We start from the raw sequence: 26,674 nt of genomic DNA, 5'->3' as shown, positions 1-26,674 counted from the left end.
TGACAAGGCCTTCTATAAGGAGTGAAACAAAGTGTCTGAAGAAAAAATTTATGACGTAATGATTATCGGTGCAGGTCCTGCCGGCATGACGGCTGCATTATATACATCTCGTGCCAATTTGAGCACACTTATGCTTGAACGCGGTATTCCGGGCGGACAAATGGCAAATACAGAAGAAGTTGAAAACTACCCAGGCTATGATCATATTTTAGGTCCAGAACTATCTACGAAAATGTTTGAACATGCGAAAAAATTCGGTGCGGAATACGCATACGGTGATGTAAAAGAAATTATTGACGGCAAAGAGTTTAAAACAGTAATTGCTGGCAAAAAGGAATATAAAGCACGTGCTATTATTATCGCAAGCGGTGCAGAATATAAGAAAATTGGCGTACCAGGCGAAAAAGAGCTTGGTGGTCGCGGTGTATCCTACTGTGCAGTATGCGACGGTGCATTCTTTAAAGGAAAAGAGCTTGTTGTTGTTGGGGGCGGCGACTCCGCAGTTGAAGAAGGTGTATACTTAACACGTTTTGCGACAAAGGTGACGATTGTGCACCGCCGCGATAAATTACGCGCGCAAAAGATTCTGCAAGATCGTGCATTTAACAACGAAAAAATTTCTTTCATTTGGAATAGTACAGTGAAGGAAATCAATGAAGCCAACGGTAAAGTTGGTAGCGTTACGTTAACGGATGTGAATACAGGTGATGAGCAAGAATTCAAAACGGATGGCGTATTCATCTACATTGGTATGTTGCCATTGTCCAAACCGTTTGAAGCGCTCGGTATTACAAACGAGAACGGTTATATTGAAACAAACGACCGCATGGAAACGAAAGTGCCAGGCATTTTTGCCGCCGGTGATGTGCGTGAAAAAGCACTTCGTCAAATCGTAACAGCAACAGGTGACGGCAGCATCGCCGCACAAACAGCACAGCATTATATTGAAGAGTTGTTAGAAGAACTAAGTCGCGAAACCGTAACGGAAGAGTAATTATTAGTTAATGCCTTTGTAACGGTAACGAAATATAGATGGGGTATAGTTAAGACACAGTTGACCCCCTCGATATATATGGGAGCATGAGCCGTGGCTCATGCTCTTTTTTTATGGAAAGCGGCAGCAATGTGAATCGTATAATATAGCGAGCTTCTCTAGCATAATAGGAACTAAAAGTAGAAAAATTACGCGCTTCTGCACCTAAGCAGTCGGCTCCGCTTTTCTAGATCCAGCTGCGCCTCCTAGGCACTGCCATCTAAGAACCTCAGCCGCAAAAAGGCAAAAAGCGCCTTTTAGGGATGAGAACCTTAGATTCTGTGCCTAAACAGTCGGCTCCGCTTTTCTAGATCCAGTTGCAGCGGCTAGCTCCTCCGGTCAGAGAACCTCGCCCCATAAAGGCAAAAAGCGCCTTTTTGTGTCGAGAACCTCTGCCCTATGGAGCTGAACAAGCCGCTTCCGCTTTTCTAGATCCAGCTGCGCCTCCTAGGCACTGCCATCTAAGAACCTCAGCCACAAAAAGGCAAAAAGCGCCTTTTAGGGATGAGAACCTTAGATTCTGTGCCTAAACAGTCGGCTCCGCTTTTCTTTTCAGTTTTTTCAGAAAAAATACCAGGACAGCTTCATTGTGGCAAAGCTCGTTTAATAGTATAATGAACGGAAGGAGAGGCGAAGGTCTCTTCCCACATAATTGAGGTGAAATAAACGTGCAAAGAGTAACAAACTGTGTACTGTTAAAAGATAATCAAGTTCTTCTTCTGCAGAAGCCGCGCCGCAATTGGTGGGTTGCACCGGGCGGGAAAATGGAAAGTGGAGAAAGTATCCGCGAAGCGGTAACGAGAGAGTATCGAGAAGAAACCGGCATTTACTTAAAGAATCCTGCATTAAAGGGGATATTTACATTTGTCATCAAAGAAGGCGATAAAGTTGTCTCTGAATGGATGATGTTTTCTTTTTTAGCGACAGACTTTACTGGTGAAAATAAGGACGAATGTGAAGAAGGAATTTTACAATGGCACAACAAAGAAGATATTGCACAGCTGCCGATGGCGCCGGGCGATCATCATATTATAGATTACTTGTTGCAGGGAAATGCCATCATATACGGAACTTTTGTATATACACCGGATTTTGAGTTGATTTCGTATCGGTTAGATCCGAGCTAAGGGGGAAACGGGGATGAATAAAAACGATATCAAAATGGTGATCATTACAGGCATGTCGGGCGCTGGAAAAACGGTTGCACTGCAAAGCTTTGAAGATCTTGGCTATTTTTGTGTCGATAACTTACCGCCGGCACTGCTTCCGAAGTTTGTGGAGCTGATGTCTGAATCCCGTAATAAGATGGATAAAGTGGCGTTAGGCATTGACCTGCGCGGGCGAGAGTTCTTTGATCAACTATGGGAATCGTTAGATGATTTGACGGAGCGTACGTGGCTCATTCCGCACATCCTGTTTTTAGATGCAAAAGAAAGCACACTTGTAACGCGTTATAAAGAAACAAGGCGTTCGCACCCTTTAGCGCCTACGGATTTGCCACTTAAGGGAATTGAGCTGGAGCGCGAATTACTCAGTGATATGAAGGCGCGTGCCAACATGGTTCTTGATACGTCAGATTTAAAGCCAAAAGACCTGCGTGAAAAAATCTCTACTGTATTTTCTTCACCAGACCAAAATGGGTTTCGTATCAACGTAACCTCCTTTGGCTTTAAATACGGTGTACCGATTGATGCGGACTTAATGTTCGATGTGCGCTTCTTGCCAAATCCATTCTATATTCCGCAAATGAAACCGCTAACCGGTTTAGATGAAGAGGTTTCTTCATATGTATTAAAGTTTAACGAAACCAATCAATTTTTAGAAAAGCTGACAGATTTAATTTCATTCATGTTGCCTTACTACAAGCGCGAAGGCAAGAGTCAACTCGTGTTGGCTATCGGCTGTACCGGCGGACAGCATCGCTCTGTCACAATTGCGGAATATCTCAAAGAATATTTTGCGAAGGAGTATACGACACACGTATCTCATCGCGATGTGGAAAAAAGAAAGGGACATTAATTCATGACGACACGCAGAAAGCCCAAAATGGTCATTGTGGGCGGAGGGACCGGGCTGTCCGTTCTGCTTCGCGGGTTAAAAAAATATCCAGTCGATTTAACTGCCATCGTCACTGTAGCTGATGATGGTGGCAGCTCTGGTCGCCTTCGAAACGATATGGAAATTCCGCCCCCCGGTGACGTACGAAATGTATTAGTGGCGCTCTCCGATGTAGAGCCTCTTGTAGAAGCTTTGTTTCAGCATCGCTTCACCACTGGGGATTTATCTGGACACGCGCTCGGCAATCTATTGTTAGCAGGTATGACATCCATCACCGGTGATTTCTTTCATGCGATTACAGAGATGAGCAAGGTATTAAATGTAAGAGGCCGTGTATTGCCGGCAGCCAACCAAAGTGTTGTCCTGCATGCGGAATATGCGGATGGCACCGTTGTGACAGGCGAGTCGAAAATTCCATACCGCGGTGAAAAGATTAATCGTGTATTTTTAACACCACATGATGTAGAGCCTTTAGCGGAGACGCTAAATGAAATCCGCAAAGCGGATTTGCTTGTGTTTGGACCAGGTAGTTTATATACAAGTATATTGCCAAACTTAATGGTTCAAAAAATTGGGGAAGCGGTGTTGCAGGCGAAAGCCCGTAAAGTATATGTATGTAACGTCATGACACAAGCGGGCGAGACGATGGGATATAAGGCATCTGATCATGTCCAGGCGCTACATGATCACCTCGGACCGTTTATTGACACCATCATTGCTAACAACGGCCCTATTCCTGAGCGTTTATTAAAACGATACGAAAAAGAGCTTTCCACGCAGGTTGTGTGTGATGAAAAGCGTTTGTCTGATATGAACATTACTGTAATACAAGATATGCTTGTTAAATATGAAGACGATGTTGTTCGTCATGATACGGTGAAATTGGCCAGTATCTTATATTCATTGCTGTGAGGAGGTGAGCAAAGATGTCCTTTGCATCAGAAACAAAAAAGGAATTGACAAACTTAGAAGTAAAAGACTGTTGCGTAAGGGCGGAGCTCTCTGCATTGATTCGAATGAACGGCTCACTTTCCTTTTCCAATCGCCGGTTAATTATTGATATTCAAACCGAAAATGCTGCCATTGCACGACGTATTTATACATTGTTAAAGAGAAGCTATAACGTTGCTGTGGAATTGCTGGTGCGCAAAAAAATGCGTTTGAAAAAGAACAATGTATATATTGTGAGACTTGTGGAGCAAGCAAGAGAAGTGCTCGACGATCTCCAAATTATGCAGGGCGACTTTTCTCTCATTCATAATATTTCAGAAGAATTGATTAAGAAAAAATGCTGTAAGCGCTCCTATTTGCGAGGTGCTTTTTTAGCGGGCGGGTCCGTAAATAACCCGGAAACTTCTTCGTACCATTTAGAAATTTTTTCATTGTACAAGGAGCATAATGAAGCGATATGTGAGCTTATGAACGAATTTGAGCTTAACAGCAAAACGCTGGAGCGTCGCAAAGGTCATATTACGTACTTAAAAGAGGCAGAGAAAATCACTGAGTTTCTTAACATCATTGGGGCACATGGTGCATTGCTTCGATTTGAGGATATTCGCATTGTTCGTGACATGAGAAACTCTGTAAATCGTTTGGTAAATTGCGAAACAGCAAATCTTAACAAGACGATTGGCGCTGCACTTAGACAAATTGAAAATATCAAATATATTGAACGAACTGTCGGTTTAGATTATTTACCGGAGAAATTACGAGAAATCGCGCAGTTACGTATTAGCTACGAAGATGTGACTTTGAAAGAACTTGGGGAAATGGTAACAGGAAAAATCAGCAAGTCAGGTATTAATCATCGTCTCCGCAAAATTGATGAGATTGCTGAAAAGCTGCGGGCGGGAGAAATAGCAATGAAGTAAAAGGGGGAGAAAACATTGGTACAAAAGCAAGTAAAAGTTGCATTAAAGTCCGGGTTACAGGCACGCCCGGCCGCTTTGTTCGTACAAGAAGCAAATCGCTTTCAATCTGATGTGTTTATTGAAAAGGATGGAAAGAAAGTGAATGCAAAAAGCATTATGGGGTTAATGAGTCTGGCAGTAGGTGCAAATGCAACAATCACGATTATTACCGAGGGACATGACGAAGCGGATGCCTTGGATGCTTTAGTCAGCTATGTAGAGAAAGCATAAAACTTCGCGTCTAATGGCGCGAAGTTTTTTACTGAAAGTTCTATTTAAAATGGGGAAAAAGCCGGTGCATACACGCACCGGCTTTGTTTCAGTTCTTATTGCTTGTTTGCTACGATTTTATCAATCAAACCGTATTCAAGCGCTTTTTCAGCTGTCATGAAATTATCGCGATCTGTATCGCGTGCAATGACCTCAAGCGGCTGTCCAGTGCGCTCGGAAAGAATTGTATTTAGCTTATCGCGCAAGAACAGAATACGTTTTGCAGCAATTTCAATCTCTGTTGCTTGACCTTGTGCACCGCCAAGTGGTTGGTGAATCATCACTTCACTATTTGGAAGAGCATAACGTTTTCCTTTTTCACCAGCTGCGAGCAAGAATGCACCCATAGAAGCAGCCATACCGATACAAATGGTAGATACCGGTGCTTTAATGAATTGCATTGTATCGTAAATTGCCATACCTGCTGTAATAGATCCGCCTGGGCTATTGATGTACAGATGAATCTCCTTCTCAGAATCTTGAGATTCTAGGAACAACAGCTGTGATACGATAGAGTTTGCAACGTTATCATCAATTGCGCTACCAAGCATGATAATACGATCTTTCAACAGACGAGAATAAATGTCATACGCGCGCTCACCGCGGTTTGTTTGTTCAATAACTGTAGGAATTAAATTCATGGATAGGCCTCCTTTGTAATAGCGTGTTTCAAGTAATGCAGCGGAGTAATCCGCTCTTCTTGTTTCTATAATACAATTATGGTCAGTAAAGGTCAAATAAAACCATTTGTATTTACTTTTTTCTTGACCTATGGCTATATATTCGATGAGAATGACGTGTTCCCTTCACAGCATAACCGCTTCTTATGAAATTAAACGTGTTGATTTTCACACCTTGTATGGTATAATGTCTATATGACTATGTGCGCTCGTAGCTCAGGGGATAGAGCGGTGGTTTCCGGTACCACGTCATGCGGGGGTTCGATTCCCTCCGAGCGCGTCGATGAAAGCCTGTGTGCGAATGCACGCAGGCTTTTTATATAGAAACAAAATAGAAGGCTGTGTTAAAGCCCAATGTTGATCATTTGCACTTGTTGATTGGAGTGAAGGTGGTAAGACTCCTGCGGAAAGCGAACCCCCGTAACGGAAATCAACAATGAACTTTAACAGAGCCAGATAGAAAGAAGGAAACGAGACTGGTTTGTCATGGTCTTACGGGGCATGTGCGCTAATCCAAACTATACATCGCTTGACTAAAAATATATGAGTCTGTCATCTTATATCTGAAACTCGATTTTTCTTGTCGTATTCTCCCATTCTGCTTAATAAAAATGAAATAACGAATACTGGGTGGGTTTTACCATTCAATTTACGCATCAATGTATTGTACAATAGAGGCTAAGGGGGAGATTGGATTGAAGGCAAGTTTGGTACAGGAACAGTCACTTCGTTTGGCGATGACACAAGAATTGCGCCAGGCTATTGCGATGCTGCAGTATAATGCACAAGAGTTAACAGAGTTTTTGTATGAGCAGTCGCTGGAAAATCCGTTAATTGAGCTAAAGATCCGAGAGGGTGGGCGCAAAACAGAAAACCAGATGGAGATTTACGGTTCGCATAGTGAAACATTGCAGCAGCATTTGCTGGAGCAGCTTCGCATTCATAAAGCGGCCAATATGCGCGCATTGCGCTTTATAGTAGATAATATAGATGAAAATGGATATTTGCGAGAAAGTGATGAAGAGCTAGCGGCACTTCTCAATATACCGATTGATGAAGTACGGGCTTGTGTGCATGTCTTGCAAGATTTAGAGCCGGCGGGGGTTGGGGCACGCACTTTACAAGAATGTTTACTTCTTCAGTTAAAGCGCTTACAAAAAAGATGTGGTCTAGCTGAACAGATGATTGCCTATCATTTTAACGCGTTTGCCAAAAAAGATTGGAAGCAATTGACACAGGCACTGAAATGTCACGGTGAAGAATTACAGCAGGCAATGCGTGTCATTGTTTCATTACAACCGAAGCCGGGTCTTGCGTTTTCATCTGAAAAGCCGTTGTACGTTGTACCTGATTTAGCCGTTCACCGTAAAAATGGTGAACTTATCATTACCGTAGAACAAACGCATTTGCCTAAGATTGAGATTCATCCAACCTATAGTGCGATGTTGACAACAGAAGCAGAACGTGATGTGGCATCCTACTTAGCACAAAAGCAGCAGCATGTGCAGTGGCTCTTAAAAAGTTTAGAGCAGCGGAAGATTACTTTGCTTCGTGTAATGGAGGTTATTGTAGCAAGACAATCTGCTTTTTTTATGCGCGGTCCGTTATTTGTACAGCCGCTGGCATTAAAGGAGGTCGCTACAGAGCTTGGATTGCATGAATCAACCGTTAGCCGCGCTACAAGAAACAAATTTGTACAGACGCCGTATGGTCTATTTGAGATGAAGTATTTCTTTAGCAATGCTGTATCAGAGGAAGATGTATCTGCGCTACGCGTCAAGGAACTGCTAAAAAGCATGATTGAAAAGGAAGACAAACGCAAACCATTGTCCGATCAAAAGATTGTACAATGGTTAGAGAAGGAGCATGGAATCGCAGTATCGAGACGAACGGTTGCTAAGTACCGGGAGCAGCTCAAGATTCCTGCCTCTTCTCTCCGCAAGACAATGTAAAGGCTGGGTGGCTAAAATGAACGTGTTACTATATGGAAAAAAAGATTGCTGTCTATGTGAGGATGCAAAAGCTATTTTGCATGAATTACAGCAAGAGCATGATTTCACATGGAAAGAAATTGACATTTATAATGATAATGTGCTGTTAGAAAGGTACCAAATTATGATTCCTGTCATAGAAATAGAGGGAGAAGAGGTGCAAGCGGGTATTATTCAAAAAGATGTCATAAGTAAGCGCTTAACAAAAAGTTCTTGACTTGAATAAAAAAATATATCCTGTTACAATACTACATGTAGCAGGAAATTTTTTTTACAACACGCGGGACATAATGTGTCTCTATGGGACGTATATTGACCCACAAGAAAGTGAATGATAGTGAGGGAAGAATGATGCGTTCATGGATTGATTATGCAAAACGATTATTGCCCGATCTGCTACCTGTTATGCAAACACGCATGCAAATTCTGCAATACATACGACTTACGCAGCCGATTGGCCGCCGGAATTTGTCTGCTAGTTTAAACATGACAGAACGTGTGTTGCGAAGTGAAGTACAGGTTTTAAAAGAAGAGCACTTGATTCATGTAGCTTCCGCCGGTATGACGCTAACAGAAAGTGGTATGGAGGTTGTCACAGCATTAGAAGAATTTATGCGAGAAATTTCCGGATTAAAGGTTTTAGAAGCACAGCTTAAGGAAACATTAAATCTGGAGGAAGTTTTCGTAGTAGCAGGTGACAGCGATGCTTCTCCTTGGGTAAAGCAAGAGCTGGGCCGTGCCAGCGTAGCGTGCATAAAGAAGCGGCTGGGCGCGAATAATATCGTTGCCGTAACCGGAGGTACAACGCTCGCGGCTGTAGCGGACATGATGAAATCGGACTTTAAAAATCTGGATATACTGTTTGTCCCGGCACGAGGTGGCATTGGTGAAAGCGTCGAAAATGAAGCGAACACCATTTGTGCCAAAATGGCTAAAAACACAAACAGCAGCTACCGTCTTCTATACGTTCCGGATCAAATTAGCAGCGAAGTGTATGCATCCATTATGACAGAGCCATCTGTGAAATCTGTGCTGGAACTTATTCAAGCTTCCAACATCGTGATTCATGGTATCGGTGATGCACTTAAAATGGCGCAAAGACGTAAAACCGCTGAAACAGACTGGAATAAAATTGTAGAAGGACACGCGGTAGGAGAAGCATTCGGGTATTACTTTGATGAACATGGTAAGGTGGTACACAAGGTACTCACAGCAGGCATGCAACTTGCAGATTTACGCCATATTCCGCATGTGGTGGCTGTAGCAGGCGGCGCTTCAAAGGCAAAGGCTATTCGCGCAGTCGTTAGACAAGGACACACATCACTATTGGTGACGGATGAAGGCGCAGCAAAAGCGTTACTAAGGGGAAACCCTTAACATAAAATTTGATCCATATTTGAGGAGGACTTTCAAATGGCAATTAAAATTGGTATCAATGGTTTTGGACGTATTGGACGTAATGTATTTCGTGCAGCTCTTAACAACAGCAATGTAGAAGTTGTAGCAATTAACGATTTAACAGATGCAGCTACTTTAGCGCACCTATTGAAATATGACTCTGTACACGGCACTTTGAATGCAGAAGTATCTGTTAATGGCAGCAACCTTGTTGTAAACGGCAAAGAAATCGCAGTATCAGCAGAGCGTAACCCTGCTGAGCTTGCTTGGGGCAAATTAGGCGTAGACATCGTAGTAGAATCTACTGGTTTCTTCACAAAGCGTCAAGACGCTGCAAAACACTTAGAAGCAGGCGCGAAAAAAGTTATTATCTCTGCACCAGCTACTGACGAAGATATCACAATCGTTATGGGTGTTAACGAAGACAAATACGATGCTGCGAAGCACGATGTAATCTCTAACGCTTCTTGTACAACAAACTGCTTGGCTCCATTTGCAAAAGTTCTTCATGAGAACTTCGAAATCCGTCGCGGTATGATGACAACAATTCACTCTTATACAAACGACCAACAAATTCTTGACTTGCCGCACAAAGACCTTCGTCGTGCACGTGCAGCAGCTGAGAACATGATCCCAACTTCAACTGGTGCAGCGAAAGCAGTATCTCTAGTATTGCCTGAGCTAAAAGGTAAGTTGAACGGTGGCGCGGTTCGCGTTCCGACTTCTAACGTATCTCTAGTTGACCTAGTTGTTGAGCTTGGTAAAGAAGTAACAGTAGAAGAAGTAAACGCAGCACTAAAAGCAGCTGCTGAAGGCGAGCTAAAAGGTATTCTTGCATACAGCGAAGAGCCACTAGTATCTCGTGACTACAACGGCTCTACTGCATCTTCTACAATCGATGCATTGTCCACAATGACTATGGAAGGTAACATGATTAAAGTTCTTTCTTGGTACGATAACGAAACTGGTTACTCTAACCGCGTTGTTGACCTTGTTGACTACATCGCTTCCAAAGGTCTTTAATTTAAGAACGGGGAGAGAGGGCATGTTCCCCCTCTCCTCCTCTTATGTATGCTTGCAATAGGCAAGGTTTTCCCTTGGGGGAAAGATGTGGTAATATGAAATTGGTTTTGTCAATCCAACCAAATCGGAGGTCAATCGAATGAACAAGAAATCAATTCGTGACGTGGATGTAAAAGGCAAACGCGTATTTTGCCGCGTTGACTTTAACGTACCAATGAAGGACGGGCAAATTACGGACGAAACACGTATCCGCGCGGCTCTTCCTACAATTCAGTACTTAATGGAGAAAGGCGCGAAAGTGATTCTTGCTAGCCACTTTGGTCGTCCAAAGGGTCAAGTTGTAGAAGAAATGCGTCTTACACCAGTAGCAAAGCGCCTTGGCGAATTGCTCGGTAAAAACGTTGCAAAAACAGACGAAGCTTACGGACCAGAAGTACAAGCTGCTATTGCTGAAATGAATGAAGGCGATGTATTGGTTCTTGAAAACGTTCGTTTCTATCCGGGCGAAGAAAAGAACGATCCAGCACTTGCAAAAGAATTTGCAGCACTTGCTGACTTGTATGTCAATGACGCATTTGGCGCGGCGCACCGTGCACATGCTTCTACTGCTGGTATCGCGGAATATATCCCGGCAGTATCCGGTCTATTGATGGAAAAAGAAATTGAGGTATTGGGTAAGGCATTATCCAATCCAGAGCGTCCGTTCACAGCTATTATTGGCGGTGCAAAAGTAAAAGATAAAATCGGCGTAATCCGTAACTTGCTGGACAAGGTTGACAACCTAATTATTGGTGGAGGTCTTGCTTATACATTTGTGAAAGCACAAGGCTATGAAATCGGTAAATCTTTATGCGAAGACGATAAACTTGATCTTGCCAAAGAGTTTATGCAAATGGCAAAAGAAAAAGGTGTTAACTTCTACATGCCAGTAGATGTTGTTGTTGGTGATGACTTCTCTGAAAATGCAAACACACAAGAAGTAGGTGTTGATGCAATCCCTAGCGACTGGGAAGGGATGGACATCGGGCCAAAAACACGCGAAATTTATGCGGATGTCATTCGCAACTCCAAGCTTGTTATTTGGAACGGACCGATGGGTGTATTTGAAATGGACAAGTTCGCAAATGGAACAAAAGCAGTAGCAGAAGCTCTTGCGGAATCTACGGATACATATTCCGTTATCGGCGGCGGCGACTCTGCGGCAGCGGTTGAAAAATTCGGTTTAGCTGACAAGATGAGCCACATTTCTACAGGCGGCGGCGCATCTCTTGAGTTTATGGAAGGCAAGGAACTTCCGGGCGTTGTACGTCTAAACGACAAGTAATTTAAAGGACGGTGTACCGAATGCGTAAACCTATTATCGCAGGAAACTGGAAAATGCATAAAACGCTATCCGAGGCGGTTAGCTTTGTTGAAGAAGTAAAAGGAAACATTCCTAGCTCGCAAGCAGTGGACTCTGTTGTGTGCTCTCCGGCACTATTTTTAGAGCGACTTGTAGCGGCTACGGAAGGCTCTGACCTAAAGGTTGGCGCACAAAACATGCACTTTGAAAACAGCGGTGCGTTCACTGGGGAAATTAGCCCAGCTGCACTGAGCGATTTGAAAGTAAGCTATGTTGTACTTGGTCACTCTGAGCGCCGTGAAATGTTTGCGGAAACAGATGAGACAGTAAACAAAAAAACATTGGCGGCATTTGCAAACGGCTTGACCCCGATTGTATGCTGCGGTGAGACCCTGGAAGAGCGCGAAAGCGGCAAAACGTTTGATCTTGTAGCGGAACAAGTGACAAAAGCGTTAAATGGCTTAACAGCAGAACAAGCAAAAGCAACAGTGATTGCCTACGAGCCAATCTGGGCAATCGGTACAGGTAAATCTTCATCTGCAAGCGATGCAAACGAAGTATGCGCACACATCCGTAAAGTTGTAGCGGAACAATTTTCAGCAGATGTGGCAGAAGCAGTTCGTATTCAATACGGCGGCAGCGTAAAACCTGAAAACATTAAAGAATATATGGCACAGCCTGATATCGACGGCGCATTAGTGGGCGGCGCAAGCTTGGAGCCAAACTCTTTCTTGCAGCTTTTGGAGGCTGTAAAGTAATGAGCAAAAAACCAACAGCTTTGATTATTCTAGATGGCTTTGCTTTACGTGAAGAAACTTACGGCAATTCAATCGCACAAGCGAACAAGCCAAACTTTGATCGCTACTGGAACCAATTCCCGCATACGACGTTAAAGGCGAGCGGCGAAGCGGTTGGTCTTCCGGAAGGTCAGATGGGGAACTCAGAGGTAGGTCACTTAAATATTGGTGCCGGCCGCATTGTATACCAAAGCTTAACGCGCGTAAACGTTGCGATTCGTGAAGGTGAGTTCAATCAAAACGAAACATTTTTAAAAGCAATTCAACATGTGAAACAAGCGGGGACTGCACTTCACTTATTCGGATTATTATCTGATGGTGGTGTACACAGCCATATTGACCACATGTTTGCCTTGCTTCGCTTAGCGGCGCAGGAAGGTCTGGAAAAGGTATATGTACATGCCTTCCTCGATGGCCGTGATGTAGGTCCGCAAACAGCGAAAAAGTATTTAGATGCGACTTATAAAGTGATGGAAGAAACGGGTACAGGACAGCTTGCTACTGTTTCTGGACGCTATTATTCCATGGACCGCGATAAGCGCTGGGATCGTGTTGAAAAATGCTACCGCGCTATGGTGTACGGTGAAGGACCAACTTACAAAGATGCCTACGAGTGCGTAAACGATTCATACGAAAACGGAATCTTCGATGAGTTCGTCTTACCATCTGTTATGTTAAAAGAAGACGGTACGCCGGTTGGAACGATTAACGATGATGATGCAATCATCTTCTATAACTTCCGTCCAGATCGTGCAATTCAAATTTCACGTGTTTTCACAAATGAAGATTTTCGTGAATTTGATCGCGGTGAAAAAGTACCGCGCATTCCTGAATTCGTCTGCATGACGCAGTTCAGTGAAACGGTTGGAGGCTACGTTGCCTTTAAACCAACAAACCTTGACAACACGTTGGGAGAAGTTGTGTCTCAAGCAGGCCTAAAGCAACTTCGCATTGCGGAAACGGAAAAGTATCCGCACGTAACGTTCTTCTTCAGCGGTGGACGCGAAGCGGAATTCCCAGGTGAAGAGCGCATCCTAATTAACTCTCCAAAGGTTGCGACATATGATTTGCAGCCTGAAATGAGCATTTATGAAGTAACAGATGCCCTATTGAAGGAAATTGAAGCAGACAAGCATGACATGATTATTTTAAACTTTGCAAACTGTGACATGGTAGGTCACTCCGGTATGATGGAGCCGACCATCAAAGCTGTAGAAGCGACAGATGAGTGCCTAGGAAAAGTTGTGGACGCTATTCTTGCCAAAGGCGGACAAGCTATCATTACGGCAGACCACGGTAACGCGGATGAAGAGTTAACGCCGGATGGTCAACCAATGACAGCTCACACAACAAATCCAGTGCCATGCATCGTAACAAAGCAAGATGTAACACTTCGTGAAGATGGTATTCTTGGTGATCTTGCCCCAACAATGCTTTCATTACTTGGAATTGAACAACCGAAAGAAATGACAGGAAAAACATTAATTCAAGGATAAAAGGAGAGATTTTATATGCCAGCTATTTTAGACGTTTATGCTCGTGAAGTATTAGACTCCCGTGGTAACCCAACGGTAGAAGTAGAAGTATACACAGAGTCCGGTGCATTCGGACGCGCAATCGTACCAAGTGGTGCATCCACTGGTGAGCACGAAGCAGTTGAGCTTCGCGACGGCGACAAAGGTCGTTACCTTGGTAAAGGTGTACAAAAAGCGGTTGATAACGTAAACGAAATCATCGCTGAAGCAATCGTAGGTATGGACGTAACAGATCAAGCAGGTATCGACGCTGTGATGATCGACCTTGATGGTACAGAAAACAAAGGTAAATTGGGTGCAAACGCAATCCTTGGCGTATCCATGGCAGTAGCACACGCTGCAGCTGACTACGTGGGTCTTCCATTGTACCGCTACCTTGGCGGCTTCAACGCGAAGCAATTGCCAACACCAATGATGAACATCATCAACGGCGGTTCTCACGCAGACAACAACGTAGACTTCCAAGAATTCATGATTCTTCCTGTAGGTGCGCCTACATTCAAAGAAGCAATCCGCATGGGTGCTGAAGTATTCCACGCATTGAAATCTGTATTAAGTGCAAAAGGCTTAAACACAGCTGTAGGTGACGAAGGTGGTTTCGCACCAAACCTTGGTTCTAACCGTGAAGCACTAGAAGTAATCATGGAAGCAATTAAAAAAGCTGGCTACGAAGCTGGTAAAGACATCCTTCTAGGTATGGACGTTGCTTCTTCTGAGTTCTACAACAAAGAAACTGGTAAATATGACCTTGCAGGCGAAGGCCGCACAGGTTTAACTTCTAAGGAAATGGTTGATTTCTACGAAGAGCTGGTAAATGAGTTCCCAATTCTGTCTATTGAAGACGGTTTGGACGAGAACGACTGGGAAGGCCACAAGCTTTTAACAGAGCGCATCGGCGACCGTGTTCAATTGGTGGGCGACGACTTGTTCGTAACAAACACGAAGAAGCTTGCTGAAGGTATCGAAAAAGGTATCTCTAACTCCATCCTAATCAAAGTAAACCAAATCGGTACTTTGACTGAAACATTTGAAGCAATCGAAATGGCAAAACGCGCTGGTTACACTGCAGTTGTTTCTCACCGCTCTGGTGAAACAGAAGATGCAACAATCGCTGACATCGCAGTTGCAACAAACGCAGGCCAAATCAAAACAGGTTCTATGAGCCGTACAGACCGCATTGCGAAGTACAACCAACTTCTTCGCATCGAAGATGAGCTAGGCGATCTAGCTGTTTACGCTGGTCTAAAATCTTTCTACAACTTGAAGAAGTAATGACGAAGACCTCCTGCCAAGTTTGGCGGGAGGTTTTTTAATCCTACTTGTTCAACAGGGGTCTTTATGATACAGTTAAACTAACTCAAAGTGTGTATAGGAGGTTCATCACGTGAATACATTTCTATCGGTCTTATTGATTATTGTATCTGTAGTGTTGGTTATCCTTGTTCTGTTGCAGTCCAGTAAAAGCGCTGGTCTTTCCGGCGCAATCTCGGGCGGAGCGGAGCAATTGTTCGGAAAGCAAAAAGCGCGCGGTCTTGAAGCAGTTTTAGAAAAAATGACAGTGGTATTCGCTGTACTCTTTTTCGTGTTAGCAATGGCCGTAACTTACGTGAACCTAGCTTAAAACAAACAAAAGATTCATCTGATCAGATGAATCTTTTTTGTGCCCGAAAGCTTTGGGAGCTCCATAAAGCCTTGAAACACATGAATGTTCGTGACTTATGATACACTATAGAGAAACCGCCTAATGGTGGATGCAGAATTACGGAAGGAAAGAGGAGAGATCATGAAAGTAGTTGCACCCAAACCATTTACATTTGAAGCTGGCGAGCGCGCTGTTTTATTACTACACGGATTTACTGGTCATTCCGCTGATGTACGTATGCTTGGCCGCTTTTTAGAGAAAAAAGGCTATACATCGCATGCCCCTATTTATAAAGGTCACGGTGTGCCGCCTGAGCAGCTTGTCCATACAGGGCCAGAGGATTGGTGGAGCGATGTAATGAACGCCTACAATCATTTAAAAGGGCTTGGTTACGAAAAGATTGCTGCGGTTGGTCTATCACTTGGCGGCGTATTTTCGCTCAAGCTGTCATATACAGTTCCTGTTGTCGGTGTTGTGCCAATGTGCGCGCCCATGTACATTAAAAGCGAAGAAACGATGTATGAAGGAATTTTAGCATACGCAAGAGAATATAAGCGCTATGAAGGCAAGTCACCCGAGCAAATTGAGGAAGAGATGAATGCGTTTCGTCAAACGCCAATGAATACACTGCGCGCTCTGCAGGACTTAATCCGTGATGTACGTAATAACATTGACATGATTTACAGCCCAACCTTTGTTGTACAAGCACGCCACGATGAAATGATTAACACGGACAGTGCTAACATCATTTATAACGGCGTAGAATCACATCTAAAGAAAATCAAATGGTATGAAGACTCAACGCATGTCATCACACTAGATAAAGAAAAAGATGCATTGCATGAGGACGTCTACAATTTCTTAGAGCAACTGGATTGGTAATTCAGTTGCGTCTTTTTTATCAAGATTAGGAAACAATAAAATCAGCTAAAAGAGCCGGCTCTGCTTTTCTTATTGTCTAGCTCCGCCGGTTAGGCACTGCCAGCAGAGAACCTCCGCCCATAAAGGCAAAAAGCGCCTTTGTGGTCGGAGAACCTCTTCTTCGGTGCCTAAACGAACCGGCTCCGCTTTTCTTATTGTCTAGCTCCGCCGGTTAGGCACTGCCAGCAGAGAACCTCCGCCCATAAAGGCAAAAAGCGCCTTTGTGGTCGGAGAACCTCTTCTTCGGTGCCTAAACGAACCGGCTCCGCTTTTCTTATTGTCTAGCTCCGCCGGTTAGGCACTGCCAGCAGAGAACCTCCGCCCATAAAGGCAAAAAGCGCCTTTGTGGTCGGAGAACCTCTTCTTCGGTGCCTAAACGAACCGGCTCTGCTTTTCTTATTGTCTAGCTCCGCCGGTTAGGCACTGCCAGCAGAGAACCTCCGCCCATAAAGGCAAAAAGCGCCTTTGTGGTCGGAGAACCTCTTCTTCGGTGCCTAAACGAACCGGCTCTGCTTTTCTTATTGTCCAGCTACAGCGGCTAACTCCTCCAGTCAGAGAACCCCATCCCATTAAGGCAAAAAAGCGCCTTTATGGTATGGGAACCTCTGCCCTATGGAGTTGAACGAGCCGCTTCCGCTTTTCTTATACATACTTACTTTTTAGGTAAAGCTATATGATATGAAGTTTGAGGGAGGAATCTATTTGGAACAAGGTATTCAGCAAAATATGGATAGGCTGCTTGCGTTCATGAAAGAAGAAGCGTATAAGCCTTTAACTGTTCAGGAATTAGAGGATGCATTCGGCATTGCTGAGGCAGCTGAATTTAAGGATTTTGTAAAAGCGTTAATTTTAATGGAAGAAAAGGGGTTAGTTGTGCGAACGCGCAATAACCGCTACGGTTTGCCGGAAAAGATGAACTTGCTGCGTGGCAAATTAACAGGTCATGCGCGCGGCTTTGCGTTTGTCTCGCCAGAAGAAGCGGGTATGGATGATATTTTTATCCCGCCAAATGAACTGAATGGCGCCATGCACGGTGATATTGTGTTGGTTCGGGTCAGCTCTGAGTCGAGCGGCAGCCGCCGTGAGGGCTCTGTTGTTCGCATCGTTGAGCGCGGCACAAAAGAGATTGTCGGTACATATACCGAATCAAAAAACTTTGGCTTTGTGATTCCAGACGACAAGCGCTTTGTTGGTGATATTTTTATTCCGAAAAATGCGGCTCAAGGTGCGGTCGAAGGGCATAAGGTTGTTGTGAAAATTACTGCCTACCCAGAAAATCGTATGAGTGCGGAGGGTGAGGTTATTCAAATCCTCGGTCATAAAAACGACCCGGGTGTGGATATTTTGTCTGTCATTCACAAGCACGGCTTGCCGCAAATGTTTCCTGCGGATGTGCTTGAGCAAGCGAACAATGTACCAGATGAAATTGATGAAGCAGATCTTAAAGATCGTCGTGATTTACGCGATCAAGTAATCGTTACAATTGACGGTGCAGATGCAAAGGACTTGGATGATGCTGTTACAGTTACAAAGCTTGCGAATGGTAATTATAAGCTAGGTGTTCATATTGCTGATGTGAGTCACTATGTAAAAGAAGGGTCACCAATTGACCGTGAAGCGGCAGAGCGTGCAACGAGTATTTATCTTGTAGATCGCGTTATTCCAATGATCCCGCATCGCTTGTCAAACGGTATTTGTTCCTTGAACCCAAAAGTAAATCGCCTTACATTATCATGTGAAATGGAAATTAACCGAAATGGTGAAGTGGTAAAGCACGAAATTTTCCAGAGCGTGATTAAAACGACAGAGCGCATGACGTATACGGATGTAAACAGTATTTTAGAGGATGAAGACGAAGCGCTAATTGAGCGCTACGAGCCGCTTGTCCCTATGTTCAAAGATATGGCGGAGCTCGCGTCAATTTTGCGCGAAAAGCGAATGAAGCGCGGCGCTATTGATTTTGATTTTAAAGAAGCAAAGGTTCTTGTGGATGAAGACGGACACCCACAAGATGTGATTTTACGAGATCGTTCTACCGCTGAAAAGTTAATTGAGGAGTTCATGCTAGCAGCAAATGAAACGGTGGCAGAGCATTTCCATTGGCTTAACGTACCATTTATGTACCGTGTGCATGAAGACCCGAAGGAAGATAAGCTAGAGCGCTTCTTTCAGTTCATCACAAATTTTGGTTACGTGGTAAAAGGAAAAGCAAATGATATTCATCCGCGTGCCCTGCAGCAGGTGCTTGAGATGGTACAGGGGCAGCCGGAGGAAATGGTAATCTCAACTGTCATGCTTCGCTCTATGAAGCAGGCGCGCTATGATGAAAAGAGTCTTGGTCATTTTGGGTTATCAACAGAGTTTTACACACATTTCACATCACCAATTCGTCGTTATCCAGATACCATTGTGCATCGCTTAATCCGCACATATTTAATTGAAGGCAAAATGGATGCAGAGACGCAGGCGGAATGGAAGGATAAATTGCCCGAGATCGCTGAGCATTCTTCCAACATGGAGCGCCGTGCAGTAGAAGCTGAGCGCGAAACAGATGAGTTGAAAAAAGCGGAGTATATGCTAGATAAAATCGGCGAGGAATATGATGGTATTATTAGCTCTGTAACTAACTTCGGTTTGTTTGTAGAATTGCCGAATACAATTGAAGGACTTGTTCATGTAAGCTATCTAACAGACGATTATTATCGATACGATGAAAAGCACTTTGCGATGATTGGAGAGCGTACAGGGAACGTCTTCCGCATCGGTGATGAAATTGCAATTCGTGTTGTAAATGTTAATAAAGATGAGCGTGCCATTGATTTTGAAATCGTTGGCATGAAGGGCGGCGCTAAACGTGACCGTAAGCCGCGCGCGATGGTCATTGAAGGCGGTGGTGGACGTCGCAAGCGTAAAGAAGGCGAAACGACGCATAATCGCCGCGGCAAAGCACCGCGCAAAGATGGGAAAAAGAAGCGGGCGTTTTTTGAAAACGCGCCGGTGTCTAAGCGAAAAAAGAAAAAGAAACGATAAGGGTGCGCATATGCGCACCTTTTTTAGCTAATACAAAAGTAATAACAATAACGCCAGCTTTGTTAGAATAAGATATAGGAAAAAGGTTGACGATTTCACATCTCTAACTTCTCATGTAGCCCTTTAATAAAAGTAGAAAGCAAGCGGCGCAAACTTTCATCACGGTCAAGAGACAAGCCGAAGCCTCTCTTTTGTTCTAAAGAAGAAAAGCCGTGTACAATACTGCGGAACCCTCTCACAAGGTGAAGAGCATCTTCTTCCTCTAACTGATATTCTTCGAGAACACGCAGCAGTAGACGAACTAAAGCGTCGCCGGCAGCCTGTATTTCCTCGTCATGTGCGGCGGCAGGCAAGGTAGCTTCATATAAACCAGGATGCTGACGCACAAACGTGACATACGATAAACCGATAGACAGCAAGGCTTTGTCGCCGGCTTTTCCGATAGAAGCTTGTGTTAGTACTTCTGTAAGCTGACGAATACCGTAAAGGGCCATTTCTTTTCGTAAGCCTGCGAGACCATCTACGTGATTGTACAGAGATGGTGTTTTGATACTAAGGCGCTGTGCAACGGCCGCCAGCGTTACAGTATCTATTCCTTGTTCATCAGCAAGCGCCGCTGCTGTTTCGACAACGAGTGCTTTATTGACTTTCATGTTGTAATCGCTCCTAATTTGATATTTGCCTCAGCAATCGCTTGTTTCATATGCGTGACAGGCGCTTCTAACATCTTACCATGTCCTGTTGCCAGTAAGGAAGGGGATAAGCCAAGTAGCTTTTCTGCACTGGCAATGGCAGTGCTTTTATCCCATGTGCCAAAAGCCGGAAACGGAAATAATATATTGATTTTACCTGCTACGGCCAAGCCGGCGCGTGTTTGGAACGCATCACCTGCAATAAGAGCGTTGGTACGGGTGTCTAAAAAGGCCATTGAACCAGGTGTATGTCCAGGCGCGGCGACAGCTGTGAGCGAACCGATTGTATCCCCGTCATGAAGAAGGACATCAGGGCGTGTTTGCAACGTTTTTGGCACCCCTCCTTTAATTGGTGTTTGTGGTTCGTTTGACCGCAGTGACAAATCATGCGCCATGATGCTGGCATCTCGTTCTGAAATAAATACCTTGGCGTTTGGTAAGGCACGCTTTAGGGAATCAAGTGAACCTACATGATCTTCATGGGCATGCGTCAATACAATGCGTGTAATCGGCTTGCCGATATTTTGTGCGGTTTCTAAAATTCCCTTATGGCTATAGGGCAGTGCTGCATCAATTAATGTTAATTCATGTTCTTCCTCTACAAGATAGCAATTCACAGGAAACAGACGAGGTAAAAATGCTAATTGAAATACATAACCGTTCTGTGTGATACGCATAGATAATCGACTCCTTTACTAATGTTAATAATATTATAACTAATGTTATTAGTTTTGTGTATGAAATATGTGTAAAGATTGTGAAGATGTGATGTTTTTGATAAAATAATGTGATACAAAGGAGTGACAAGCACAATGCCAAAAGGACATGGAAAGGTCGTTGCACAAAATAAAAAAGCGTATCATGACTATTTCATTGAAGAAACGTATGAAGCTGGTATGGTCTTGCAAGGAACGGAAATTAAGTCAATTCGCGCCGGACGTGTAAATCTAAAGGATGCATATGCGCGCATTCAAAACGGTGAGATTTGGATTTTCGGGATGCATGTCAGCCCATATGAGCAAGGGAATCGTTATAATCACGATCCGCTGCGCACACGCAAGCTGCTGTTGCATCGCAAGGAGATCTTGAAGCTGATTGGTTATACGAAAGAGACGGGATATACAATCGTGCCGCTTCGTATTTACTTGCAGAATGGATTTGCAAAAATGCAAATCGGCGTTGCTAAAGGTAAGAAGAACTACGATAAGCGTGAAGACCTGAAGAAAAAAGAAGCCAAGCGAGATATTGAGCGTGCATTCCGCGAACGTCAAAAAATGTAATACAGTATTTTACAATTGCAAAGTTCGCGACATATGATATAATGGGTTATGTAATCGCCAGTTGCTCTTTGAGAAACAGCTCGATAGCTTACTTCTCGTAATTTTCCTATATGGGGACGTTACGGATTCGACAGGGGTAGTTCGAGCTTAAGTTGCGAGTCGAGGGGATCGGCCTCGTTAAAACGTCACAGCCAATAACTGGCAAAACTAATTACGCACTAGCTGCTTAATTAAAGTAGCTGCTCCTCCCTCCATCGCCCATGTGGTAGGGTAAGGGGCCCAAACTTAGTGGGCTACGCCGGAGTTCGCCGTCTGAGGACGAAGGAAGAGAACAACCAGACTAGCGGCTTGGACGCCTGTCGATAGGCATAAAAGTCCGCGAAACCCGAGTATATCGACTACACTCGTAGAAGCTTAAGTGCCGATATTTCTGGACGTGGGTTCGACTCCCACCGTCTCCACCAATACATACTGTTGGTGGTTTTTTTATGCCTAAAAAAGGAGTGGTCGCCAAATTTTGCTTCAAACTGGACAAATTATTTATAAAAGCCGCCAGATTCCTGCCAAAGAGGTGATGAGATGATTAAAAAAGAGCGTAAGCCGCCGCTCAAATTGCAAAAGCTTGAAGCGCTACTACGAAGATTACCTGCTTCTCATCTAAAATATAAAGAAGTAGAAGTCGAACTTGCCAAAAGTCGTGCTGGATATAAAGGAGAGCTCTCGCTCGACTATCATATCAACTCCTTTGCTTCGCCGCAGCACCTCATTTTTCACGACCTTCGTTTACCCCACAAGCAGTACTTCTTTCAAATGGACACTCTCCTTGTTACTCCTTCTTATCTATTAATTCTGGAAGTCAAAAACATGAGCGGTACACTGTTTTTAGATCAGCAGTTTCACCAGCTCATTCGCAATCAAAATGGTGAAGAGCATGTGTTTGCAGATCCTATTTTACAGGTACGCAGACAAGCCTTTCAGCTGCGGATGTGGCTGGAGGCATATAAGATCCCCACTGTTCCTATGGAGTATTTAGTTGTTATGACAAATAGAAATGCTTTGTTAAAGAGTCATAAATCAGAGCCTTGGTAATTCACAGTGAGGCTCTGCATGAAAAGTTACAGGATTTTGATAGAAGATATAAGCAGCCTGTGCTTTGTAAAAAGAAACTGCGTAAGCTTTCATCTTCTCTTATAAAGGCTGATACCATGCAGCAATTAGATGTTCTCAAACAATTTTCAATTCATTCTAGTGAGCTAATAACAGGCGTACAATGTCCACATTGTGGAAAATTTGCGATGAGGAGAGTGTATGGGACATGGAGATGTGATAAATGTCATGAAAAATCTAAAGAAGGGCACACATTGGCGCTAGTAGATTACGGACTTTTAATAAAACCTTGTATTACTAACCAACAGCTTAGAGAATTTCTTCATATTGCTTCTCCTGATGTGACGAAAAAGCTGTTGACTGCAATGAAGTTATCTTATGTAGGAGAGACAAAGGGGAGAGTGTATGATTTGACCGAATTATTGTGCAAAGTGACCGGAATATTTCAAAAGTAGCCGAAATAATTGCTAAAGTGACCGGAATATCTTTAAAGTGACTGAATTCCCCAAAAAACAGCATAGCTCCCTATGCTGCCTCGTTACGATTTATATAAATCATGTCTGTTTACAGGCTGCGGTGGCTGTTCGAGCCAGCCGCGTTCAACCATGACGTTAAAGCCTTCGCTACTGTAGCTGATAATTTCCGCAATAATTTTTAAATAACGAGCGGCTAAATCCTTGCGCATAGACGTTCCAAGTGCGCTTGCGAGCGAGGAGATACCAGCTGCTGTTGTGGCGGTAACCAGGAACATAATTAAGTGATCAGAAAACGGCGGTGTCGTAGAATTTGTGACCTCCATGCTGAGGGGGATACACCCTAGTTGTTCATCCTCTTTTAGCATTTTGTTGAATACTTCAATTTGCTTTTCCGCTAATGTTTTGCCTTTGATTAAATACTCTTTGATGTTTTTGTCATGTGTAACCTGAATAAGCCCCATCATGAGAAGAACGCCGATGTAATTACGTTCGATTGCAAAAAACAATTCACTTAGCTCAATGACATTCATAGGTTGCTGCTCACCAAACCAAGAATCGAGAAAAGAATGACCTTGCGTCATAAATTGCACGTCCAGCGGATAGATAATTTTTGGTGGGCGGTCATAGATACCTTTTGCTAACATCAGGTGCAGGCACTTTTCATAGATAACGGTTGAAGTGGTTAAAAACTCATGAAACAAGTCAACTAAATCCTTACGCGCCACCTTGGTTAAAAAGGTAGCGTAGCTTGGCAATGACATTTGTCCAACGCGATAAATAAAGCTAAGTGAAAAGAGATCGGTGTATAAAGCAGGTGCCGATAAATCAACATCTTTGTCGCTAAAGCCGCGCGGGACTGGAAACTGCTCCGCTTCAAAAATGCTTTTGATTTTGGCTAAATTACTCTCTTCAAATTGCAAAATCTCTTCAATAAGCGGTCGAATTTCGTTGTCTTGAATATGCTGCAAGAAATGCGTATAAAAGCATGTAGTGGCGCTGTTTTGAATATATGTAGTCCAGAGTGCTGTAATCTCGGGTGTAGTCAATAAAATACGTTCAGACATGGCTGCTCCTCCTTTTTAATAGGTTGTGCAGTAGGTTGCTTTATATGTAGTACTTATGTATAATTAGAAAAATCAAACAAAAGCAATGACGAGGAAAAGTAGCATGATGTTATTCTTTACAGAGAGCTCCGGTAGCTGAAAAGGAGTAAGAATGCACACGTGAACAATGGCCTCCGAGCTCCGTGCTGAACGTATAGACTAGTAGGTGTCGGCGAGATTTGCCCCTCGTTATCAAGGTCACAGTATCGAGCAATAGCTCCGTACATGTTGAGGCCGATTTTTTCGGTGAATTAAGGTGGTACCACGGGATACAAAGCCCCGTCCTTATCTATTTAGATAAGGACGGGGCTTTTTTACTTTAAAGGAGGAATGGGACATGAATATTTTTATCGGCGGCGCTTGGCCGTATGCAAACGGATCGCTTCATCTTGGTCACATTGCTAGTTTATTACCAGGAGACGTGTTAGCACGTTACCATCGTTTAAAAGGAGATAACGTATTGTATGTTTCAGGCAGTGACTGCAATGGTACACCAATTGTGATACGTGCAAAGCGGGAGGGAGTAAGTCCTACAGAAATTGCTGACCGCTATCATGAGGAGTTTCATGCCTGCTTTACAAAGCTGGGATTTACGTTTGACCATTATACACGCACAGACGCAACACATCATCATGAAACGGTTCACAATATTTTTTTACAGCTGCTTGCAAATGGTTATATCTATCAAAAAGAAATACAGCAAACGTACTGCGAAACATGTGCACAGTTTTTGCCCGACCGTTATGTAGAAGGAAATTGTCCGCATTGCGGCCAGCATGCACGTGGTGATCAATGTGACTTTTGCTCTACTATCCTGGATCCAATGGATTTATTAGATAAAACGTGCCAGCTATGCGGCACACAGCCAACTGTACGTGATACAAAGCATTTTTATCTTGCATTGCAGGCTTTTCAGGAGCGGCTAGAAAAATATGTGGAGGACTATAAGCAAAATTGGCGTGATAATGCAGTACAGTTAACGGAACGCTATTTACGAGAGGGATTGCAGGATAGAGCGGCGTCCCGAGATTTGCCTGTGGGTGTGAGCGTTCCTGTAGCTGGATATGAGGAAAAGAAAATCTATGTGTGGATTGAGGCGGTATCAGGTTATTATTCAGCTGGTAGGCATAATCCACAGTTTTGGCAAAGCGATACGAAAACCTATTACGTGCACGGCAAAGACAATATCCCGTTTCATACGATTATTTGGCCCGCTATTTTAATGGGAACGGGGAACTCCGCGCTCCCGCAGTATATCGTGTCTAATGAGTATCTTACGCTTGAGAAAAAGAAAATTTCTACAAGCCGCAATTGGGCCGTATGGGTGCCAGATGTATTAGAGAGATATCACCCGGATTCTCTTCGCTACTTTTTAACGATGAATGCACCAGAAAACCGCGATACCGATTTTTCGTGGCGAGAATTTATCTATAGTCATAATAGTGAATTGCTTGGTGCTTACGGTAACTTTGTAAACCGAACGTTGAAGTTTGCTGAAAAGAACTATGGGTGCGAGCTTCCGGTAGGCCAAGTCGATGCTGCTATCAAAATGAGGATAGAAGCGCTGTATCCGTTAGTAGGAGGCTTAATTGAAGAAACATCCTTTAAGCAGGCTTTGGAGGAAATCTTCTCTCATATTCGGGGTGCCAATAAGTATTTTGACGAGCGTGAGCCTTGGAAGCACGTTGGAAGTGAAGGGTGTGCAAATACAATTGTGACTTGTATGTATCTGATTGCCAATTTTGCGCAGCTGTTGCACCCGTTTTTGCCGTTCTCGAGTCAGACCGTGCAAGGCATGCTTGGATTAGATGAATTAGGCTGGGGCGCTATTGAACCGCCTGCTCACATTCATCATGTACAACCGTTATTTGCACGTATTGATGTCAAACAAATAGAGGAAGAGCTGCAGAGGCTGCATCACTCCTCCATAAAGTCATAAGATGACCAGCAGCGATTCATTTGTATGCCTTTTTCTTCAGCATATAAATCGCCCCATTTGCACATTTCAAACAGAGTTGGTTGAATCTTTTTGCCAAGGTCGGTTGTTGTATATTCAACACGAGGAGGTACCTCTTCGTATACAGTACGCATGACAAGGCCATGGTCTTCCAGCTCGCGCAGCTGCTGGGTCAGCATCTTTTGGGTAATGCCGGGCATGGCGCGTTTTAGTTCATTAAAACGCTTCGTGCCCTCGTTTAAATTCCAGAGAATGAGAACCTTCCATTTACCGCCGATAATGTCGATAACCATATTAATTGCACAGTGGTATTCTTGGTTTAATTGCTTCATGCTCGTTCTCCTTTAGTATCCAAATGGAAACCAGTTACAAAATAGTGCCTACTTGTTTCCTTTTCTTCTAGTATATATTATATACCATGTAAGACAA

At 43.7% G+C, this 26,674-nt stretch carries 26 protein-coding genes, 1 tRNA gene, 1 other RNA gene and 1 other annotated feature; of the genes, 23 read left to right on the top strand and 5 right to left on the bottom strand.

The genetic code is table 11. The features are described 5' to 3' along the window. Positions 1–31: 31 nt before the first annotated feature. The 6 genes from trxB (at position 32) to MUG87_RS10805 (ending at position 5,232) form a co-directional block, all read left to right on the top strand. Positions 32–994: a thioredoxin-disulfide reductase gene (trxB, locus tag MUG87_RS10830; RefSeq protein ID WP_247081957.1), complete on the top strand. Its 963-nt coding sequence runs from the start codon at positions 32–34 to the stop codon at positions 992–994. A 707-nt stretch (positions 995–1,701) separates the two neighbouring features. Then, positions 1,702–2,160, top strand: a complete 459-nt coding sequence (locus tag MUG87_RS10825; RefSeq protein ID WP_124564497.1) for an NUDIX hydrolase — start codon at positions 1,702–1,704, stop codon at positions 2,158–2,160. Between the two features lie 13 nt (positions 2,161–2,173). Next, on the top strand, positions 2,174–3,052 hold the full coding sequence (gene rapZ, locus MUG87_RS10820; protein ID WP_247081955.1) for an RNase adapter RapZ: 879 nt from the start codon (positions 2,174–2,176) through the stop codon (positions 3,050–3,052). Positions 3,053–3,055: 3 nt separating this feature from the next. Then, positions 3,056–4,003, top strand: a complete 948-nt coding sequence (gene yvcK, locus MUG87_RS10815) for a gluconeogenesis factor YvcK family protein (protein WP_247081953.1) — start codon at positions 3,056–3,058, stop codon at positions 4,001–4,003. 14 nt (positions 4,004–4,017) lie between these two features. Continuing rightward, positions 4,018–4,962, top strand: coding sequence for a DNA-binding protein WhiA (whiA, locus tag MUG87_RS10810; protein ID WP_247081951.1), 945 nt, complete (start codon positions 4,018–4,020; stop codon positions 4,960–4,962). A 15-nt stretch (positions 4,963–4,977) separates the two neighbouring features. Beyond that, positions 4,978–5,232, top strand: a complete 255-nt coding sequence (locus tag MUG87_RS10805; protein WP_247081949.1) for an HPr family phosphocarrier protein — start codon at positions 4,978–4,980, stop codon at positions 5,230–5,232. 95 nt (positions 5,233–5,327) lie between these two features. On the opposite strand, the gene clpP is transcribed toward MUG87_RS10805, so the two are convergent. Further along, complete coding sequence (gene clpP / locus MUG87_RS10800) at positions 5,328–5,912, bottom strand: ATP-dependent Clp endopeptidase proteolytic subunit ClpP (RefSeq protein WP_124564492.1); 585 nt, start codon at positions 5,910–5,912, stop codon at positions 5,328–5,330. 244 nt (positions 5,913–6,156) lie between these two features. On the opposite strand from clpP, the gene MUG87_RS10795 reads away from it, so the two are divergent. The 12 genes from MUG87_RS10795 to rnr all read left to right on the top strand — a co-directional run bounded on the left by MUG87_RS10795 (position 6,157) and on the right by rnr (position 19,630). Continuing rightward, positions 6,157–6,231, top strand: a tRNA-Arg gene (locus tag MUG87_RS10795). A gap of 415 nt (positions 6,232–6,646) precedes the next feature. Continuing rightward, a complete protein-coding gene (gene rpoN / locus MUG87_RS10790; protein ID WP_247081947.1) occupies positions 6,647–7,903 on the top strand; it encodes an RNA polymerase factor sigma-54 in 1,257 nt (418 codons plus the stop codon). A gap of 16 nt (positions 7,904–7,919) precedes the next feature. Further along, positions 7,920–8,159, top strand: a complete 240-nt coding sequence (locus tag MUG87_RS10785) for a glutaredoxin family protein (RefSeq protein ID WP_247081945.1) — start codon at positions 7,920–7,922, stop codon at positions 8,157–8,159. Positions 8,160–8,293: 134 nt separating this feature from the next. Further along, positions 8,294–9,319 carry a sugar-binding transcriptional regulator gene (locus tag MUG87_RS10780; RefSeq protein WP_247087650.1) on the top strand — a complete coding sequence of 342 codons (1,026 nt, stop codon included), beginning with the start codon at positions 8,294–8,296 and terminating at the stop codon, positions 9,317–9,319. Between the two features lie 36 nt (positions 9,320–9,355). Further along, positions 9,356–10,363 (top strand): type I glyceraldehyde-3-phosphate dehydrogenase, encoded by a 1,008-nt coding sequence (gene gap, locus MUG87_RS10775; protein ID WP_247081943.1) that lies wholly within the window; start codon positions 9,356–9,358, stop codon positions 10,361–10,363. Between the two features lie 139 nt (positions 10,364–10,502). Then, complete coding sequence (gene pgk, locus MUG87_RS10770; protein ID WP_247081941.1) at positions 10,503–11,687, top strand: phosphoglycerate kinase; 1,185 nt, start codon at positions 10,503–10,505, stop codon at positions 11,685–11,687. A gap of 20 nt (positions 11,688–11,707) precedes the next feature. After that, positions 11,708–12,463 carry a triose-phosphate isomerase gene (gene tpiA, locus MUG87_RS10765; protein ID WP_247081939.1) on the top strand — a complete coding sequence of 252 codons (756 nt, stop codon included), beginning with the start codon at positions 11,708–11,710 and terminating at the stop codon, positions 12,461–12,463. Next, on the top strand, positions 12,463–13,998 hold the full coding sequence (gene gpmI / locus MUG87_RS10760) for a 2,3-bisphosphoglycerate-independent phosphoglycerate mutase (RefSeq protein ID WP_247081937.1): 1,536 nt from the start codon (positions 12,463–12,465) through the stop codon (positions 13,996–13,998). The genes tpiA and gpmI overlap by 1 nt, the downstream gene beginning before the upstream one ends. Positions 13,999–14,013: 15 nt before the next feature. Beyond that, positions 14,014–15,309: a phosphopyruvate hydratase gene (gene eno, locus MUG87_RS10755; protein ID WP_247081935.1), complete on the top strand. Its 1,296-nt coding sequence runs from the start codon at positions 14,014–14,016 to the stop codon at positions 15,307–15,309. A 112-nt stretch (positions 15,310–15,421) separates the two neighbouring features. Then, positions 15,422–15,658, top strand: a complete 237-nt coding sequence (gene secG, locus MUG87_RS10750; RefSeq protein WP_247081933.1) for a preprotein translocase subunit SecG — start codon at positions 15,422–15,424, stop codon at positions 15,656–15,658. 159 nt (positions 15,659–15,817) lie between these two features. Next, positions 15,818–16,561, top strand: coding sequence for an alpha/beta hydrolase (locus MUG87_RS10745; RefSeq protein WP_290429023.1), 744 nt, complete (start codon positions 15,818–15,820; stop codon positions 16,559–16,561). A 741-nt stretch (positions 16,562–17,302) separates the two neighbouring features. Next, complete coding sequence (gene rnr, locus MUG87_RS10740) at positions 17,303–19,630, top strand: ribonuclease R (RefSeq protein WP_247081930.1); 2,328 nt, start codon at positions 17,303–17,305, stop codon at positions 19,628–19,630. Positions 19,631–19,725: 95 nt separating this feature from the next. On the opposite strand, the gene MUG87_RS10735 is transcribed toward rnr, so the two are convergent. Both MUG87_RS10735 and MUG87_RS10730 read right to left on the bottom strand, forming a co-directional pair. After that, on the bottom strand, positions 19,726–20,283 hold the full coding sequence (locus MUG87_RS10735; protein ID WP_247081928.1) for a TetR/AcrR family transcriptional regulator: 558 nt from the start codon (positions 20,281–20,283) through the stop codon (positions 19,726–19,728). Beyond that, positions 20,280–20,999, bottom strand: a complete 720-nt coding sequence (locus tag MUG87_RS10730; RefSeq protein WP_247081926.1) for an MBL fold metallo-hydrolase — start codon at positions 20,997–20,999, stop codon at positions 20,280–20,282. Before MUG87_RS10730 ends, MUG87_RS10735 begins: the two co-directional genes overlap by 4 nt. 135 nt (positions 21,000–21,134) lie before the next feature. On the opposite strand from MUG87_RS10730, the gene smpB reads away from it, so the two are divergent. From smpB to MUG87_RS10710, 4 genes are all read left to right on the top strand, one after another. Further along, positions 21,135–21,602 (top strand): SsrA-binding protein SmpB, encoded by a 468-nt coding sequence (smpB, locus tag MUG87_RS10725; RefSeq protein ID WP_247081924.1) that lies wholly within the window; start codon positions 21,135–21,137, stop codon positions 21,600–21,602. A gap of 112 nt (positions 21,603–21,714) precedes the next feature. After that, positions 21,715–22,066: a transfer-messenger RNA gene (gene ssrA / locus MUG87_RS10720) on the top strand. Between the two features lie 115 nt (positions 22,067–22,181). Continuing rightward, the gene (locus MUG87_RS10715; RefSeq protein ID WP_247081922.1) at positions 22,182–22,691 is read left to right on the top strand and encodes a nuclease-related domain-containing protein; all 510 of its coding nucleotides are present in this window, start codon (positions 22,182–22,184) and stop codon (positions 22,689–22,691) included. Positions 22,692–22,807: 116 nt separating this feature from the next. Next, complete coding sequence (locus MUG87_RS10710) at positions 22,808–23,164, top strand: eL43 family ribosomal protein (protein ID WP_247081920.1); 357 nt, start codon at positions 22,808–22,810, stop codon at positions 23,162–23,164. 83 nt (positions 23,165–23,247) lie between these two features. Here the strand turns inward: MUG87_RS10710 and MUG87_RS10705 are convergent, their stop codons facing one another. Next, entirely contained in the window at positions 23,248–24,249 is a 1,002-nt protein-coding gene (locus MUG87_RS10705; protein WP_247081910.1) for a DUF3231 family protein, read from the bottom strand. A gap of 76 nt (positions 24,250–24,325) precedes the next feature. Beyond that, positions 24,326–24,578, top strand: a binding site (T-box leader). Between the two features lie 47 nt (positions 24,579–24,625). Between MUG87_RS10705 and metG the strand changes: the two genes are divergently transcribed. After that, complete coding sequence (gene metG / locus MUG87_RS10700; RefSeq protein ID WP_247081908.1) at positions 24,626–26,227, top strand: methionine--tRNA ligase; 1,602 nt, start codon at positions 24,626–24,628, stop codon at positions 26,225–26,227. On the opposite strand, the gene MUG87_RS10695 is transcribed toward metG, so the two are convergent. Beyond that, positions 26,206–26,577: a winged helix-turn-helix transcriptional regulator gene (locus tag MUG87_RS10695; RefSeq protein WP_247081906.1), complete on the bottom strand. Its 372-nt coding sequence runs from the start codon at positions 26,575–26,577 to the stop codon at positions 26,206–26,208. The two genes, metG and MUG87_RS10695, sit on opposite strands and share 22 nt — an antisense overlap. Positions 26,578–26,674: the final 97 nt, after the last annotated feature.

This window comes from Ectobacillus sp. JY-23, assembly GCF_023022965.1.
Classification (GTDB): domain Bacteria; phylum Bacillota; class Bacilli; order Bacillales; family Bacillaceae_G; genus Ectobacillus.
Note: the sequence above shows the minus strand (reverse complement) of the source record. Positions and strands in the feature narration are given on the sequence as shown.